Source organism: Streptomyces sp. NPDC047081, from assembly GCF_040643775.1.
Lineage (GTDB): Bacteria > Actinomycetota > Actinomycetes > Streptomycetales > Streptomycetaceae > Streptomyces.
The window spans coordinates 216409-231555 of sequence record NZ_JBEYUY010000007.1 but is presented as its reverse complement, the minus strand read 5'-3'; the positions used below and the strand labels follow the sequence as shown (position 1 = coordinate 231555).

Here is a 15147-nt window from a genome sequence, read left to right as displayed (position 1 = left end):
GGGTCGGCGGCGCGGCCGGTCGCCGCTCAGCCCCTGTCCACCGGGAACCCCGCCCGCACCTCCCACCCGCCACCCTCCCTCGGCCCCGCCTCCAACTCCCCGCCGAGTGCCGTCACCCGTTCCTTCAGGCCGACCAGGCCGAAGCCGCCTCCGTGGGCCGCGGCGGGGAGTTGGGTGCCGCCGTGGCCGTCGTCGGTGATGGTGACCGAGAGGCGGGTGCGGGTGCGGGACAGTGCGACCGTGATCTGCGTGGCGTCGGCCGCGTGGCGGCGGACGTTCGTCAGGGACTCCTGGACGACGCGGAAGGCTGCCGCCTGGATCTCGTGCGGGATGTCGGCCGGGACGGTCGGGTCGCGGTGCAGGGTCACCTTCTGGACCGGGCTCGCGAAGCCCTCCGTCAATTCGGTGATGCCCGCCAGGTCGCCGACCGGGCGCCGGTCGACCTCCTCCGTGTCGCGCAGGACGCCGACCGTGCGGCGCATCGAGGCGAGCGCCTCGGTCGCGGCGCGTTCGATGCCCGCGAGGACTGGGTCGAGCCCCTCCGGCCGCGTGGCCGCCATCATCCGCGCCACCTGCGTCTGCACCAGGATCCCGGTGACATGGTGGGCCACGAAGTCGTGCAGGTCGGCGGCGATCGCCACGCGCTCCTCGCGGCGCGTCTCGGTGACGGCGACCGTGCGCCGGTAGTCGAGGGAGCGCAGGTAGGCCGCGAGGCCGGCGACCAGACCGATGAGGACCAGGCCGCCCAGCATGAAGCCGAGGGTCTCGCCCCCGAAGGAGTGCGAGAAGCGGACCGGCGTGAACAGCAGGGCGACGCCGTCCAGCACCCCGCACACCACGGCCCAGCGGGGCGGGCAGTGCCGTACCGCGATGAAGAGCAGGGAGAGCAGGACCGCGATCTCGCCGGGGCCGAAGAGGGCCTCCGTGCCGTCCAGGACCGCGCCGGCCGTGTAGATCACGGAGAGCAGGGCGGGTACGCCGGTGCGCAGCTGCGGGGTGAACCACGCGGGCCGGTGCGCGACCGGCCACAGCAGGGCGGTGAGTCCGGCCAGGAGCACCACGACGACCGGCCCGAGTTGGTGGCCCTCGGCGCCCGTGGTCAGGACGTCGGCGGCGCACGCCGCGAGCAGGATGCCGACGCCGATGCCATGGACGCAGCCCCGGCCGGAGATGGAGGTCATGCCGATCACCGTAGGTGACGCGGTACGACGCCCGGATCGGCCGAAAGGTCGAGGGGCCGGCGTCCGGGTCATGGCCGTCTGGCCGAGGCGCGCGTCCCTGGCCGCGGGCGAGGGTGGAGCCGCTTCCTCCTCCCTCCCCTCGGGGCCCTCAGTCATCAGGAGTACGTCCATGCAGGTCAACAAGTTCCTGGTCGGCGTCGTCGGCGGGGCGACCGCCGTCGTCGCCCTGGGCGGCCTCGGCACCTATCTGCTCTCCGGGACGGAGTCCACCTCCGAGCTCGACGCCTACAGCACGGCCAGGGTGGACGGCCACAAGGCCCTCGCGGCCAACATCGTCGAGGGGCGGACGCAGAGCAAGTACCACCCGCTGCCCTGGGTCGGGAAGAAGGTCACCGACGTCAGCTGCCCCACCGGTCTGAAGGCCGTCGCCGGGGCCTCCATGACCTGCGTGGGCCGGACCGGCGACGGCAAGTCGGTCGACATCCCGGTCTCCGTGGTCAAGGCGACGGGATCCTCCGTCACCTGGAAGTTCGAGCGCTGAGAAGGGCACGGGACACGATCGTGAGCACCGTTCTGGCCGGACTCGGCCTCGTGAAGAAGTACGGCTCCACCACCGCTCTGGACGGCGTCGACGTGGAGGTCGGCGAGCGGGAGTCGCTGGCCGTCATGGGCCCGTCGGGCTCCGGCAAGTCGACCCTGCTGCACGTTCTCGCGGGGATCGTCCGCCCCGACGACGGGAGCGTGCTGCTGCGCGGCAAGGCCATCGACGGGCTCAACGAGAACCGGCTCAGCGCGCTGCGCCGCAAGCGGTTCGGGTTCGTCTTCCAGTTCGGCCAGCTGCTGCCGGAGCTGCCCGCCGAGGAGAACGTCGCGCTGCCGCTGATGCTGGAGGGCATGCCGCGGGGGCAGGCCGTGCAGCAGGCCCGCCGCTGGTTCGCGCCGCTCGGCCTCGACGGCCTGGAAGCCCGCCGGCCCGGGCAGTTGTCCGGCGGCCAGGCCCAGCGCGTCGCCATCGCCCGCGCCCTGGTCGTCCGCCCGGACGTGGTCTTCGCCGACGAGCCGACCGGCGCCCTCGACCAGCGCACCAGCGAGAAGGTCGTACGCCTGCTCGCCTCGGTGACGCGCGAGCAGGGCGCCGCCCTGGTGATGGTGACCCATGACGCCGACGTGGCCGCCCATTGCGACCGCGTCCTCCAGGTCCGGGACGGCCGGATCAGCAACCACAGCCCGTTCACGGTCAGTTGACCCGACCTCCCGCCTGGAGAGCCCTGCCATGCGTTCCCCCGTCCTGCCCCTGACCTGGCATCTGACCAGGTCCGCCAGCCGCCGCGGCGTGCAGAGCCAGTTGCTGGCGGCCGGTGCCGCCGCCGTCGGCGCCTTCGTGATGCTGGTGATCGTCGCCGCCACGCTCGGCGCCGGCACCCGCGCCGACCACACCAAGTGGCGTACGCCCGACGCGGTTTCGGCCGAGCGGGCGACCGCCGTCCAGGCGCTCGGCACCACCTGGGTCCGCCACGACCCGGTCACCGTCGTCTCCCTCGCCCGACTGCCCGGCCGCGCACGGACACCCGCGCCGCCCGGCCTGAGCACCTTCCCGAAGCAGGGCGAGGTGTACGTCTCCCCCGCCCTGGCCGACCTCCTGCACAGGCTGCCCGCGAGCCAACTCGCCGGCCGTTTCCCGAAGGTGAGGTCCTACGGCACGATCGGCGCAGCCGGTCTCGCCTCCCCGGACGAGCTCGTCGCCGTGGTGGGCCGGGCGCCGACCGACCCGGCCGTCTCGAAGGCCGCCGGATCCGCGGGCACCTGGTTCGACGACGGGCAGAAGGCGCGCGCCCCGATCTCCGGCTTCGGCGGCGGCACGGCGAGCATGTTCACCGCCGGTGACCAGGGCGTCGCCGCCCTCGGCGTCGTCCTGCTCGCGATGCCCGTGACCGTGCTGTCGGCCGCCGCCGGACGCCTCGGCGCGGCCCGGCGCGAGCAGCGGCTGGCCGCGCTGCGGCTGGCGGGAGCGACCCCGCGGCAGATCGTCGCCATGACCGCGGCCGAGGCTGCCGTGCTCGGCGCGGGCGGGGCGCTGACGGGTGCGCTCGCGTACGTGGTGCTGCTGCCGGCGCTCGCGCAGGTGCCGTTCGGTGTCGGCACCTGGTTCGTCGGCACGCTGTGGGTCGGGCTGCCCTGGCTGGCGGCGGTCGTGGCCGGGGTCACCGTCCTCATCACGGTCAGCGCGGTCTCGATGCTGCGCCAGGTCGCCGGTTCGCCGCTCGGCGTCGCCCAACAGGCCGACCCGAGGCGCACCCGCATGATCCGCCTCGCCTTCTTCGTGGGGGCTCTGGCCGTCATCTTCATGTACAGCGGCGGGCGCATGAGTTCGAAGCAGGCCCTCGCCCTCCTGCTGCTCTTCTACGGCGCGTTCTGGCTGTTCGGGCCGTGGGTGGTGGACCGGCTCGGCCGTCTGGTGGGCCGCCTGGCCAAGCGTCCGGCGACCCTGCTGGCGGGCCGGCGGCTCAGCGACGATCCGCGCGGTGCCTGGCGTACCGTCAGCGGGCTGGTGCTGGCCGGGTTCGCGGCCGGGTTCTTCTCGGTCAGTCTGCTCGGTTCCGACACCTCGCAGTACCAGGGGCAGGTCGCCGTCGCCACGGTCACCGCCGCCGACGCCCGGTCCGCGGCCGTCGAGGCGCGTAGCCTGCTGCACAAGGCGGGCGTTACGGCGACCGTCACCACCGGCCGCGCCGACGACTACGACAACCTCCTCGGCGGCAACCCTGGTGTCATCGCCCATGTGCAGGGCGACCAGGCCCGGGTCGACTCCGCGACCACCGCGCTGACCCCGCTCGTCGCGGGCGGGCTCCCCTACGGGCAGGACTACGCCGGCGGCTCGGACAAGGCCGTGTTCGACCGCCTGGACGACGTCACGATCGGCACGCTGGCGCTGAGCTTCCTGGTCGCCGCGGCCTCCGCCGGGCTGACGGCGGCGGCGAACGTCCTCGACCGGCGCCGGGTGTACCGCCTGTTGCGGCTGGCGGGGACCCCACTGCGGGTGCTGGACCGGGCGCGGGTGCGGGAGACCGTGATCCCGCTGGTGGTGCTGGCCGGCGGTACCACCGCGATGGGGGCCTACGGCGCCTATCAGCTCAACAAGTCCGCCGGAGCCACGATCAACACCTCCGGCGTGGTCGAGCTCGTGGTCTGTGTGGTCATCGGTGCGGTGGCCGTGTTCGCCGCGATCTCCGGCAGCCGGCGGCTGCTGCGGAAGGTGACCGAGGATCCGGCCCAGGCCGCCGACTGGTCCGAATCCCGTGAGGCATGATCGAGACATGACCGTCCCCACCCCGCCGGGTGCCCCCATCCGCGTGCTGATCGCCGATGACCAGGACATGGTCCGCACCGGATTCCGGTTCTTCCTGGACGCGCAGCCCGACATCACCGTCGTCGCGGAGGCCGCCGACGGTGAGGAGGCCGTGGCGCTCGCGCGGCGGCTGCGGCCCGACGTGTGTCTCCTGGACATCCGGATGCCGAAGCTGGACGGGCTGGAGGCGACCCTGCTGCTGGCCGGGCCCGAGGTGGCGGATCCGATGCGGGTGGTCGTCGTGACCACCTTCGATCTCGACGAGTACGTGTACGGGGCGCTGCGCGGCGGTGCCTGCGGGTTCCTGCTGAAGGACTCCGGGCCCACGCTCCTCGCGGAGGCGGTCCGGGCGGCCGCGGCCGGTGACTCACTGGTCTCGCCGTCCGTCACCGTACGGCTGCTCCGGCACCTCACCGAAGAGCCTCGGCCCGCCGCGGCACCCCGCCCCGCGCCGCCCGCGGAGCCGCTCACCGACCGCGAACTCGACGTCGTACGCCTCGTCGCCCTCGGCCGCACCAACGCCGAGATCGCCGGCGAGCTCTACGTCTCCCTCTCCACGGTCAAGACCCACCTCTCCAGCGTCCAGCTCAAGATCGCCGCCCGGAACCGAGTCGAGATCGCGGCCTGGGCCTGGCAGAACGGATACGCGCAGCCGGGCTCCTGACAGGGCGTCAGCCGTTCGAGCGGATGAGCCCGGTCAGGTAACGCCAGAGCGAGGACCGCCGCCGGTTCGCCCGCTCCCGCTCCTCCGGTACGTCCGCCGCGGGTGACGTCGGCTCGGCCGGCTCCGGCAACTCCGGTACCGGCCCGGCGAGTTCGTACCGCACCGGCAGGGAGCGCAGGCCGCGCATGAACGGCGAGGAGCGCCAGGGGAGTTGGTCGACCGGGAGGGCCAGCTCCAGGTGGGCGAAGCGTTCGAAGACGCGGCTGACTCCGGCCGCCGCGATGGTCGAGGCGAGTTCGCGGGCGGGGCACTGGCGGGGTCCGGCGCCCCAGGACAGATGGGCCCGGCTGCTGATGCTGGAGCCCGGTGTCATCTGGCCGGCGAAGAGCGGGTCGGCGTGCGCCGCCGCGGAGGAGACCCACACCGGGTCACCGGCGCGGATGGTGTAGTTGCCGAGCCGGGTGTCCCGGGCCGCGAACCTCGGCACGAAGTTGACCAGCGGCGGCTTGCGCATGACGACCCGGTTCATGGTCTCGCGGACCATCCCGGCGGACAGCGCGGTGCGCACACCGCCCTCGGCCTCGCCGGAGATGACCTCGACGACGGTGTTGGAGATGAGGATGCCGACGTGGTCGGAGGTCATGCCGAGCAGCATGAACAGCTCGCGGGCCAGCGCGTCGACCGGCAGGTCGGGGTGGGCGGCGAGGAGGTGCGAGGGGAAGTCGTCACCCGGCTCGGCGATCTTGGCGGCGGCGAGTTCGGAGAGGGTCACCAGCAGGCGGGCCAGGGCCGGTTCGGCGTCGGGGCCCGCGTCCAGCACCCGCCACATGTCCATCAGGGCGTCGTCGCCCTGCGAGCCGGGGAAGCCGAGCAGATGGCTAGCCGCCATCAGCGGGAGCGGGCGGGAGAACTGCGCCGAGAGGTCGGCGAGTCCGGTGCCGCCGCCCTGTGCGAGGAGGGTGATCAGCTCGTCGGCGTAGCCGGTGACGGCGGACTTCAGCCGCTTGGCCTGGGGGTGGCGCGGGTCCTGGAAGGGGCGCAGGGCGGCGTCCCAGGCGGTGCGCAGGGTGCGGTAGGAAGGGCCGCCCTGGATCAGGACGTGGTTGACCTCGAGGGAGGGGGCGAGGGGCCAGTCGGCGGGGACGCGGCCCTCGGTGCGGGCCCGCCAGTTCTCCAGGCCCTTGGGCCAGCCGGCGTCGTCCTGGAGCACCTGGAGCGACTCGCGGTAGCCGAGGACCAGCCAGGCGGGCACGCCCAGCAGGTCGACCGGCGCGACCGGGCCGTGGCGGTCGCGCAGCCGCTCGTAGACCAGCGCGGGTCGCGTCTCGTAGTCCCGGGTCAGCAGCGGCTGCGGGTCCAGGGCCTCCAGGCGCGTGTCATCCGCCGCCGTGCCCCCTCCGTCGACCAGGTGGGATTCCATACTTCCGTCGCCCCCATTCGACACCGCCCGTAGCGGCCCGCACGCTGCCGGTACTTGTGGACCGCTGGGACCTTACCTCAGGCGTCGCGTACGTCACACGGCGGGGTACTCACGAGTAGCAGGAGGCAGCCTCCGGTATCAGTCCGGCTCGTTCTTTCCCGCCACCATCCGCTCCAGCCGGTCGAAGCGTTCGTGCAGCGCCCTCGCCGTTTCCTCGCCCAACTCCCGGGCGCCGTGCGCGAGACGGTGCCGGCGGCGCTGTTCCCGGCCGACGAACCAGGTGGCCAGGGCGGCCGTGACCATGCCGTACGTGGTGATGCCGACGACCATCACGACCGCGCCGATGATCCGGCCGCCCAGGGTGACCGGGTAGAAGTCGCCGTACCCGACGGTCGTCGCGGTCTCGATGGACCACCACAGGGCCTGCGGGTACGTCCTCAGGTTGGCGCCCCGTGCGCCGCTCTCGACGGCGACGACCGCCCAGGAGCCGGCGAGCATGACGACCGCGAGGACGGCCGTCGCGCCGCCGGCGGCTTTGAGGTGCAGGGAGCGGCCCTCCCGGCCCAGCAGCAGCTCGATCGTCCTGGCGAGGAACCCGGGCAGCATGGTCACCCCTTCGCGGACGTGGGCATGAGGTCAGTGTCGGTGCGCTCACGCCGGTCCGCCTGCCGGGCGACGCGTTCGAGTTGCCGTACGACCTGCGGTGTTGCGCCCGCGAGGCTCACCCGTACGGCCCAGTGGCGCTGGTGGGCCGGGGAGGTCGGTGGTGCGCTGGGGGAAACCCCGTCTTCTGCTTCGGAGGCTTCCGCGATGAGCCGTCGACCCTCGCTCCCCGTCGTGCGTGTGCTCGCCTGCGCCCTGAGCGCGAGTGCCCTGCTGACCGTCGCGGCCTGCTCGGACGACAGTGACGGCGGCTCCTCCGCGGCCTCCGACATCGCCGCCTCCCCGCTCGCCGTGGAGTCGGCCACCCCGGCCCGGCTCACCGAGGCCGGTGCGCGGGCCGCGCTCATCACGCCCGCCGACATCGAGGACGACTGGACGCAGGTGAAGGACGCGGCGACCTGGCGGGACAGCCTGCTCGTCGGCCGGGTCGACGTGGCGGACCTCCTCACCGCGAAGACGAACGCCGCCGACTGCCAGAAGCTCCTCGACTCGCTGTACGGCGACGAGTTGCTGGGCAAGCCGTCCGGCGCGTCCGCGCTGACCGGGTTCGAGGAGGGCGAGTCCCGGCTCCTCTACCAGGTCGCCGCCTATCAACGCGCCGGGCTGGACGCGTCGTTGGCGTGGCTGAAGGAACTGCCCGTCAAGTGCGACCAGTTCACCGCGACCGACGCCAAGGGCGGCAAGCGGACCGTCCAGGTGATCGACCAGCCGCCCCCGGAGGCCGGCGACACCCGGCAGGGTCTGCGGGTGACGGTGAAAAGCGCGACGACCACCCTCACCCTGGACGTGGCCGCCGTACGCGTCGGCAGCGACGCGATCACCGTCACCGCCGGCGGTCTGGACGGCGGCGAGGAGGACTCGACCGAGCGGGCGGTGCAGCTGGGCACCCAGCGGCTGAAGGACGTCCTCGCCGGGAAGACCCCGACGGCTAATCCCGGCCAGTTCGACTGACGGACCGGCAGGACCCCTTCTCGCACATCCGGTCGCCCGAATCCCGGGACAGTGTGATCACCTGGCGGCACAATGGCGACGACCGCAGGGTGCGAGAAGGAGCAGATTCGTGAGGCAGAGCCACACCCCGGGCGGGTCGGCGCGGCTGAACACCGCGGTCGCGCACAACGCGCGCGTGTGGAACTACTGGATCGGCGGCAGCGACAACTACGGCGTCGACCAGCGGGTCGGCGAGCACGTGGCCGGAATGTTCCCGGTCATCCGGGAGGTCGCGCGTGCCGACCGCTGGTTCCTCGGCCGCGTGGTGCGGTTCCTCAGCGAGGAGCACGGGGTACGGCAGTTCCTGGACATCGGGACCGGCCTGCCGACGGCCGAGAACACCCACGAGATCGCCCAGCGGGTGGCGCCGGACGCGCGGATCGTCTACGTCGACAACGACCCCATCGTGCTCGCCCACGCCCGCGCCCTGCTCACCGGCACCCGCGAGGGCGTCACCGACTACGTCGACGCCGATGTGCACGACCCCGACGCCATCCTCGAATCCGCCGCCCGGACCCTGGACTTCACCGAGCCGGTGGCGGTCCTGATGCTCGGCATCCTCAACTTCGTGCTGGACACCGAGGAGGCCCGGCGGATCGTACGGCGGCTGATGGCCGCGGTGCCCTCCGGGAGCTTCCTGGCCCTCACCCACCCCACCACCGACGCCGATCTGGGCGGCCGGGGCCAGATACCGGCCATGTGGTTCTGGAACGAGAACGCCACTCCCCCGATCACCGCCCGCCCCGGCGTGGACATCGCCTCCTTCTTCGAGGGCCTCGACCTCCTCGAACCGGGCCTGGTCTCCTGCTCGCGCTGGCGTGCCGGATCCGAATCGCCCGCCGTGGTACCGCAGTTCGGCGCGGTCGCCGTGAAACCCTGACGTACGGCACCGACTGCGCCGACCCCGTCGAGGAGGACGTATGACCACCCTTGCCGACCCCGTACCCGGCGGCCGCCCCGGCGACGTCGAACGGGCCACCGCGCTGAGCGGCGAGCTGTCCGGCCGGGGCGTGCACGGCGTCGTCCTTTCGTACGTCGACACCGCGGGCGTCTGCCGGGTGAAGACGATCCCGACCGCGAAGCTCGCCTCGGCCGCGGCCTGGGGTGTCGGCATGTCCCCGGTGTTCGACACCTTCCTGGCGAACGACTCCATCGTCGCCACCGACGTCCTCGGCTCCCCGGACGGCGATCTGCGCCTCTACCCCGACCTCGACCAACTCGTCGTGCTGGCCGGGCAGCCCGGCTGGGCGTGGGCGCCGGTCGACCGGATCACCCAGGAGGGCGAGCGGCACCCGGGATGCGGCCGGACCGTCCTGCGCCGGATCGTCGCCGAGGCCGCCGAGCACGGCCTGAGCTTCAAGGCGGCCATCGAGATCGAGTGGGCGGTCGGTCAAGGGGCCGTGGAGGGCGGCGAGTTCGTGCCCGCGACCACCGGGCCCGCCTACAGCGCCACGCGCCAGGTCGAGTTGAGCGCCTGCACCGCCGACCTGCTGGCCGCTTTCGCGGCACAGGGCGTGGAGGTCGAGCAGCTCCATCCCGAGTACGCGGCGGGGCAGTTCGAGATCTCGGTGGGCGCGCTCGACCCGGTGGCGGCGGCCGACCGGAGCGTGCTGGTGCGCCAGACGATCCGGGCAGTCGCCGCGCGGCACGGATACGTGGTGTCGTTCGCCCCGGCGGTGTTCGCGCAGGGCGTCGGCAACGGCGGGCACCTCCACCTCTCCGTCTGGCGCGACGGCGTCAACCTGCACTCCGGCGGCGACGGCCGTCACGGCATGACCGCCGAGGCCGAGTCGTTCGCGGCCGGGATCCTGCACCGGCTGCCCGCGCTGACGGCGGTGACCGCGCCGAGCCCGGCGAGCTATCTGCGCCTCAAACCCTCCCAGTGGGCCGGGGTGTTCACCGCCTGGGGCCGGGAGACCCGCGAAGCCGCCGTACGGATCGTCACCGGCACCGCGGGCCTGCGCGAGCAGGCCGCCAACCTGGAGGTGAAGCCGGTCGACCTGGCCGCCAACCCCTATCTCGCCCTCGCCTGCGTCATCGCGGCCGGCCTGGACGGCATGTCCTCCGGCACTCCCCTGCCGGAGGAGATCACCGGCGACCCGGCACGCCTCGACCCCGCCGACGCGGCGGCCCGCGGTGTCCGCCGGCTGCCGACGTCCCTGCCCGAGGCCGTCGAGGAGTTCCGCAAGGACGAGCGGCTGCGGGCCGCGCTCGGGCCGGTCCTCGCGGACGCGGTGATCGCCGTACGGCAGGGGGAGAGCGAGGCGGTCGCGGGGCTGGACGACGAGCGGGTGGCGGCCGCGTACCGCTGGAAGTACTGACGTGGGGGCGGTCCAAGAGGTGCTCGACGCACAGAAGTTGACGGACCATCACTGCCACGGCGTCGTCACGGCGGACCTGTCCCGGGCGGAGTTCGAGCCCCTGCTCACCGAGGGCGGCGCCTGGCCCGGCGGCTCCACCTTCGACACCCCGGCCGGTGTCGCCGTCCGCCGCCACTGCGCGCCCCTGCTGGACCTGCCCCGGCACGCACCCGCCGAGGAGTACGTGGCCCGGCGGGCGGAACTGGGCTGGCGCGAGGTCAACCGCCGTTTCCTCACGGCCGCCGGCACGGACGTCTTCTGCGTCGACACCGGCTACACCCCGGACCGCCTCACCAGCCCCGCCGAACTGGCGGCGGCCGCGGGCGGAACGCCGTACGAGATCGTGCGGCTGGAGAGTGTCGCCGAGGCGGTCGCGGCGAAGGGGGTCGAGCCGGGTGAGTACGCGAGTGCCTTCCGCGCGGCCGCCGAGGAGGCGGTACGGCGGCCCGGAGTGGTCGGCGTGAAGTCCGTCGCCGCCTACCGGACGGGTTTCGACCTGGACCCGGCCCGCCCCTCGGACCCGGAGGTCACCGAGGCGGCCCGGCGCTGGCTCGCGGGCGGTGGCGTCCGGCTGGCGGAACCGGTTCTCGTACGTCATCTGCTGTGGACCGCCGTGGACCTCGGGCTCCCCCTCCAGCTGCACGTCGGGCTCGGCGACAGCGACATCCGGCTGCACCGCTCGGACCCGGCCCGGCTGACCGACTGGCTGCGTCTGACCGCCGGCACGATCCCGGTGATGCTGCTGCACTGCTGGCCGTACCAGCGCCAGGCGGCTTTTCTCGCCGCGGCCTTCGAGCAGGTGTACCTGGACGTGGGCCTGGCGCTGCACCACGTCGGGCCCGCGCGGTCGCGGGCCGTGCTGGAGGAGGCCCTGGAGATCACGCCGTACCGCAAACTGCTGTACAGCTCCGACGCCTACGGTGTGGCCGAGTTCCACCACCTGGGCGCCCTGTCGTTCCGGCGGGCGCTGGCCGGTCTGCTGCAGGACCGGGTGGACGCCGACGAACTGGCCCTGTCGGACGCGCTACGGTTCGCCGAGTGGGCGGGAGCACACAATGCGCGTCAGGTCTACCGCCTTTCCTGGCCCTCCTGAAAGTATGATCAAGCAATGTCTGACATGACCGATACCACGCCCGGCTGGCTCTCCCCCGACGAGCTGGAGCTGGCGCGCGCCCGCATGCCGATCCTGTACGTCGAGGCCGTGCCCGTGCGTGTCGACGACAACGGCGAAGTCACCAGCGTCGGCCTGCTGCTGCGCATCGGGCCGGACGGGACGGTCAGCCGGACGCTGGTCTCCGGCCGGGTCCTGCACCACGAGCGGGTGCGGGACGCCCTGCTGCGCCACCTGGAGAAGGACCTCGGCCCGGTGGCGCTGCCCCGTATCCCGGCCTCGCTCCAGCCGTTCACGGTCGCGGAGTACTTCCCGACGCTGGGCGTGACCCCGTACCACGACCCGCGCCAGCACGCGGTGTCGCTGGCCTACGTGGTTCCGGTGACCGGTGACTGCCGGCCCCGGCAGGACGCGCTGGACCTGGTGTGGTTCAGCCCGCAGGAGGCCGTGTCGGAGGCGGTGCAGAGCGAGATGCCGGGCGGGCACGGGATGCTGCTGCGGCAGGCGCTGGCCCACGTGGGCTGCTCGGTCTGAGCCATCATGGCCGCATGGACCTTGAGCCGTACCGCGGCGAGCTGGTGGCGTACTGCTACCGGATGACGGGCTCGTTCCACGAGGCCGAGGACCTGGTGCAGGAGACGATGCTGCTGGCGTGGAAGGCCCGTGAGCGGTACGACGCCTCGCGTGCGTCGGTGCGGACCTGGCTGTACCGGATCGCGACGAACGTGTGCCTGACCGCGCTGGAGGGGCGGGCGCGGCGGCCCCTGCCGTCGGGTCTCGGGGCGCCGAGCGAGGATCCGGGGGCGCCGCTGACACCGGCGTTCGACATCCCGTGGCTGCAGCCGTTCCCCGACTCCCGTTACGACGTGGAGGCGCGGGGCGATCTGCGGCTGGCGCTGGTGGCCGCGATGCAGGTGCTGCCGGCGCGGCAGCGGGCGGTGCTGGTGCTGCGGGAGGTGCTGGAGTTCAGCGCGGCCGAGGTGGCCGAGCAGCTCGGGACGACGGTCGCGTCGGTCAACAGCGCGCTGCAGCGGGCGCGGGCAGCGGTGGCCGGGGTGGGCGATCCGGGCGAGGTCGCCGAGCCGGCGGACGCGGGGGCGCGGAAGGTCGTGGCGCGGTACGCGCGGGCCTTCGAGGCGGGCGATGTGCCCGCGCTGGTGCGGCTGCTCACGGACGACGCCGTGCTGGAGATGCCGCCGGTGCCGCTGTGGTACCGCGGGAGCGGCGACTACGGGCTGTTCATGGAGCGCGTGTTCGCGCTGCGCGGGACCGGGTGGCTCACCCGGGAGTGCGAGGCGGGCGGGGAGCCCGCGTTCGCCGCGTACGCGCCGGTGCCGGAGGGCGGGTTCCGGCTGCACACGCTGCAGGTGTTCACGGTGGCCGGGGAGCGGGTGGCACGGAACGTGGTGTTCGCGGATCCGCAGGTGTTCGCCGCCTTCGAGCTGCCCCTGGAGATCTCCTCCGGTTGATTTCGCGGGCCGCGATGAGTCCGGGCGGTGGCGCCGGTATGTACCGGTGAGCATCGACCGATTCGAGAGGACACCGGCCATGAGCGTCATCGTCATCGAGTTCATCACCCTGGACGGGATCGTCAGCGACCCCGACGGCTCCTCGGGCACGCCGGGGGGCGGCTGGGCGTTCCGGCACGGGCCGGGGACGGTCGCCGGGGACAAGTTCCGGCTCGGGGGCACCCTGGACGAGGGCGTACTGCTGCTGGGGCGTACCACCTGGGAGCTGTTCTCGCGGCTGTGGCCGGGGCGGACCGACCCCTTCTCGGCGCGGATGAACGCCGTGCCGAAGCTGGTCGCCACGCGCACCCTCACCGACGTCTCGGCCTGGGGCAACTCGCGGGTCCTGCATGGCGACCTGGTGGACGCGGTCAAGCGTGAGCGGCGGGACGTGGTCGTCACCGGCAGCCCGAGCGTCGTCCACGCCCTGATGGCCGAGGACCTGGTCGACGAGTACCGGCTGCTGACCTTCCCCACCGTCCTCGGCACCGGCACCCGGCTCTTCCCGGCCGGCGGACCGCCGGTGCACCTGGAGTGCCGGTCGGCCGAGCAGGCCGGGGCGGCGGTGCTCGCGAGCTACGGGAGGGCCTGAGGTCAGGCGGGGTCCTCCTCCGGCTTGCGCTGGACGCTGCCGGGTTCGCCGTTGTCACGGTGCCATTCGACGACGAGTTCGTCCTTGGTGCCGAAGCGGACCAGGTGGCGGCCGACGACGTCCTCCAGCAGATCGAGGTTCCCGGCGTCCGTGTCGATCGCGAGGAGCAGGGCGCCGTCGGTCGCGGTGAGCGTGCCGGTGCCGTTCTGGAAGACGATGCCGCCCTCGCCCTTCTCCTCGTCCCAGCTCGTCTGACTGCGGCGGCCCAGGTGGGAGGCGAGCTGCTTGGCGTAGCGGTGCGGTCGGTCGGTGCTTACGCGGGCTTCGGAGCGGGCCATGGGGTACTCCCGGGGTGCGGTGGGCGGGACAGGATCGATGGTGCCGCAGGGAGGTCCCGGCGCGCGTCTCCTCGGCGGTCACGGCCCGCAAGTTATGGATGCGGGCCGATGCCCCGCAGGGCCTGCGCGCGGCACAGCTGGGGGCTCGGGATCTCCGGGACCCGCGTGACCGTGCGCAGGCCGGGCAGCCCGGCCTGCCGGGTGGCCGGCCACCAGCGGACGCGGCCGTGCAACAGGCCCAGCACTATCGCGGCGCCGACCGCGATCAGGTGCTCGCGGCCGGCCAGGTTGGGTACGGCGATCGACTCCCAGACCATCGAGCCGCCGGTGAGCGTGAAGACGACGGGGGCGCGCCGGACCACCGAGATGTAGGTGAAGAGGCCGACGACGGCTGCGGACGGGCCGGTGTCGAGGACCTGGCCGATCTCGGGTGGCAGCCCCACGCCGTGCCGGCCCGGGCCGATCGCGAGCATCACCCGCACGGTGAGGGTGCCGGCCAGGGTGGTGATGTAGGAGATGGCGAGGGTCCGGGCCCGGCCGAGCGCGAGTTCGGCCAGCGCGAACGCGAGGAACAGCTGGGTGATGCCGGCCCACACCGGCAGGTCCAGGGCCGGGACGTACAGCGAGACCGGAGTGCGCAGCAGGGCCAGCCACAGCGGCAGGTCGGCGTAGACGCCGCCGAGCAGCCGTACGGCGACCGCGCCGGCCGGGTGCTGGGCGATCGCGTGGAAGAAGATCACGCCGAACGCGGCAAGGAACGCCAGGAACAGGGCGGACGGGCCGCGCCGCCGCAGCTCCCGGACCGGGTCGACGACGATGCCGTACCACTCGCCGCGCAGGGTGCGGCCGACGAACAGCAGCACTCGCCACAGCACCTCGCGCGGCCCCTCGCGCCGCTGTTCGTGAAACAAGGTTCCCCCGTCTGTCGCCCACTACCGCACCGCCCTTGGCCGGGTACGGTGCGGCTCGCCCCC

The 15147-nt window shown here is 73.3% G+C and carries 16 protein-coding genes; 11 read left to right on the top strand and 5 right to left on the bottom strand.

The features are described 5' to 3' along the window. Positions 1-26: 26 nt before the first annotated feature. On the bottom strand, positions 27-1181 hold the full coding sequence (locus ABZ848_RS16170) for a histidine kinase (RefSeq protein WP_360831545.1): 1155 nt from the start codon (positions 1179-1181) through the stop codon (positions 27-29). A 169-nt stretch (positions 1182-1350) separates the two neighbouring features. Here ABZ848_RS16170 and ABZ848_RS16165 point away from each other — a divergent pair, with 169 nt between their 5' ends. The 4 genes from ABZ848_RS16165 to ABZ848_RS16150 are packed head-to-tail and all read left to right on the top strand — an operon-like array spanning position 1351 to position 5191. Beyond that, positions 1351-1722, top strand: a complete 372-nt coding sequence (locus ABZ848_RS16165) for a DUF4333 domain-containing protein (protein WP_360831542.1) — start codon at positions 1351-1353, stop codon at positions 1720-1722. A gap of 20 nt (positions 1723-1742) precedes the next feature. Continuing rightward, positions 1743-2426: an ABC transporter ATP-binding protein gene (locus ABZ848_RS16160; protein WP_360831539.1), complete on the top strand. Its 684-nt coding sequence runs from the start codon at positions 1743-1745 to the stop codon at positions 2424-2426. Positions 2427-2454: 28 nt separating this feature from the next. Continuing rightward, the gene (locus ABZ848_RS16155) at positions 2455-4488 is read left to right on the top strand and encodes an ABC transporter permease (protein ID WP_360831537.1); all 2034 of its coding nucleotides are present in this window, start codon (positions 2455-2457) and stop codon (positions 4486-4488) included. Positions 4489-4495: 7 nt separating this feature from the next. After that, positions 4496-5191 carry a response regulator transcription factor gene (locus ABZ848_RS16150; protein ID WP_360831535.1) on the top strand — a complete coding sequence of 232 codons (696 nt, stop codon included), beginning with the start codon at positions 4496-4498 and terminating at the stop codon, positions 5189-5191. Between the two features lie 7 nt (positions 5192-5198). On the opposite strand, the gene ABZ848_RS16145 is transcribed toward ABZ848_RS16150, so the two are convergent. Next, positions 5199-6611, bottom strand: a complete 1413-nt coding sequence (locus ABZ848_RS16145) for a cytochrome P450 (protein ID WP_360831532.1) — start codon at positions 6609-6611, stop codon at positions 5199-5201. A 138-nt stretch (positions 6612-6749) separates the two neighbouring features. Further along, complete coding sequence (locus tag ABZ848_RS16140) at positions 6750-7217, bottom strand: potassium channel family protein (RefSeq protein ID WP_360831530.1); 468 nt, start codon at positions 7215-7217, stop codon at positions 6750-6752. Positions 7218-7421: 204 nt separating this feature from the next. Between ABZ848_RS16140 and ABZ848_RS16135 the strand changes: the two genes are divergently transcribed. The 7 genes from ABZ848_RS16135 (at position 7422) to ABZ848_RS16105 (ending at position 13835) form a co-directional block, all read left to right on the top strand. Continuing rightward, positions 7422-8225 (top strand): hypothetical protein, encoded by an 804-nt coding sequence (locus ABZ848_RS16135; protein WP_360831528.1) that lies wholly within the window; start codon positions 7422-7424, stop codon positions 8223-8225. Between the two features lie 109 nt (positions 8226-8334). Beyond that, entirely contained in the window at positions 8335-9144 is an 810-nt protein-coding gene (locus ABZ848_RS16130) for an SAM-dependent methyltransferase (protein WP_360831526.1), read from the top strand. Positions 9145-9184: 40 nt separating this feature from the next. Further along, positions 9185-10585, top strand: coding sequence for a glutamine synthetase family protein (locus tag ABZ848_RS16125; protein ID WP_360831524.1), 1401 nt, complete (start codon positions 9185-9187; stop codon positions 10583-10585). Position 10586: 1 nt separating this feature from the next. Then, positions 10587-11717, top strand: coding sequence for an amidohydrolase family protein (locus ABZ848_RS16120; protein ID WP_360831521.1), 1131 nt, complete (start codon positions 10587-10589; stop codon positions 11715-11717). A 15-nt stretch (positions 11718-11732) separates the two neighbouring features. Further along, positions 11733-12269 (top strand): NUDIX hydrolase family protein, encoded by a 537-nt coding sequence (locus tag ABZ848_RS16115; protein ID WP_360831518.1) that lies wholly within the window; start codon positions 11733-11735, stop codon positions 12267-12269. 14 nt (positions 12270-12283) lie between these two features. After that, on the top strand, positions 12284-13204 hold the full coding sequence (locus ABZ848_RS16110; RefSeq protein WP_360831515.1) for a sigma-70 family RNA polymerase sigma factor: 921 nt from the start codon (positions 12284-12286) through the stop codon (positions 13202-13204). Positions 13205-13283: 79 nt separating this feature from the next. Continuing rightward, positions 13284-13835, top strand: a complete 552-nt coding sequence (locus ABZ848_RS16105; RefSeq protein WP_360831512.1) for a dihydrofolate reductase family protein — start codon at positions 13284-13286, stop codon at positions 13833-13835. 2 nt (positions 13836-13837) lie between these two features. Here ABZ848_RS16105 and ABZ848_RS16100 read toward each other — a convergent pair whose 3' ends face one another. Next, complete coding sequence (locus tag ABZ848_RS16100; protein ID WP_360831509.1) at positions 13838-14173, bottom strand: DUF2218 domain-containing protein; 336 nt, start codon at positions 14171-14173, stop codon at positions 13838-13840. A 92-nt stretch (positions 14174-14265) separates the two neighbouring features. Continuing rightward, complete coding sequence (locus tag ABZ848_RS16095; protein ID WP_360831506.1) at positions 14266-15084, bottom strand: hypothetical protein; 819 nt, start codon at positions 15082-15084, stop codon at positions 14266-14268. Between the last annotated feature and the right edge of the window lie 63 nt (positions 15085-15147).

What these genes read in the sequence shown, in the direction of transcription:
- ABZ848_RS16170 (WP_360831545.1), bottom strand. Translation starts at nt 1,181, where the DNA reads ATGACCTCCATCTCCGGCCGGGGCTGCGTCCATGGCATCGGCGTCGGC.
- ABZ848_RS16165 (WP_360831542.1), top strand. Translation starts at nt 1,351, where the DNA reads ATGCAGGTCAACAAGTTCCTGGTCGGCGTCGTCGGCGGGGCGACCGCC.
- ABZ848_RS16155 (WP_360831537.1), top strand. Translation starts at nt 2,455, where the DNA reads ATGCGTTCCCCCGTCCTGCCCCTGACCTGGCATCTGACCAGGTCCGCC.
- ABZ848_RS16150 (WP_360831535.1), top strand. Translation starts at nt 4,496, where the DNA reads ATGACCGTCCCCACCCCGCCGGGTGCCCCCATCCGCGTGCTGATCGCC.
- ABZ848_RS16145 (WP_360831532.1), bottom strand. Translation starts at nt 6,611, where the DNA reads ATGGAATCCCACCTGGTCGACGGAGGGGGCACGGCGGCGGATGACACG.
- ABZ848_RS16140 (WP_360831530.1), bottom strand. Translation starts at nt 7,217, where the DNA reads ATGCTGCCCGGGTTCCTCGCCAGGACGATCGAGCTGCTGCTGGGCCGG.
- ABZ848_RS16135 (WP_360831528.1), top strand. Translation starts at nt 7,422, where the DNA reads ATGAGCCGTCGACCCTCGCTCCCCGTCGTGCGTGTGCTCGCCTGCGCC.
- ABZ848_RS16125 (WP_360831524.1), top strand. Translation starts at nt 9,185, where the DNA reads ATGACCACCCTTGCCGACCCCGTACCCGGCGGCCGCCCCGGCGACGTC.
- ABZ848_RS16115 (WP_360831518.1), top strand. Translation starts at nt 11,733, where the DNA reads ATGTCTGACATGACCGATACCACGCCCGGCTGGCTCTCCCCCGACGAG.
- ABZ848_RS16110 (WP_360831515.1), top strand. Translation starts at nt 12,284, where the DNA reads ATGGACCTTGAGCCGTACCGCGGCGAGCTGGTGGCGTACTGCTACCGG.
- ABZ848_RS16105 (WP_360831512.1), top strand. Translation starts at nt 13,284, where the DNA reads ATGAGCGTCATCGTCATCGAGTTCATCACCCTGGACGGGATCGTCAGC.
- ABZ848_RS16100 (WP_360831509.1), bottom strand. Translation starts at nt 14,173, where the DNA reads ATGGCCCGCTCCGAAGCCCGCGTAAGCACCGACCGACCGCACCGCTAC.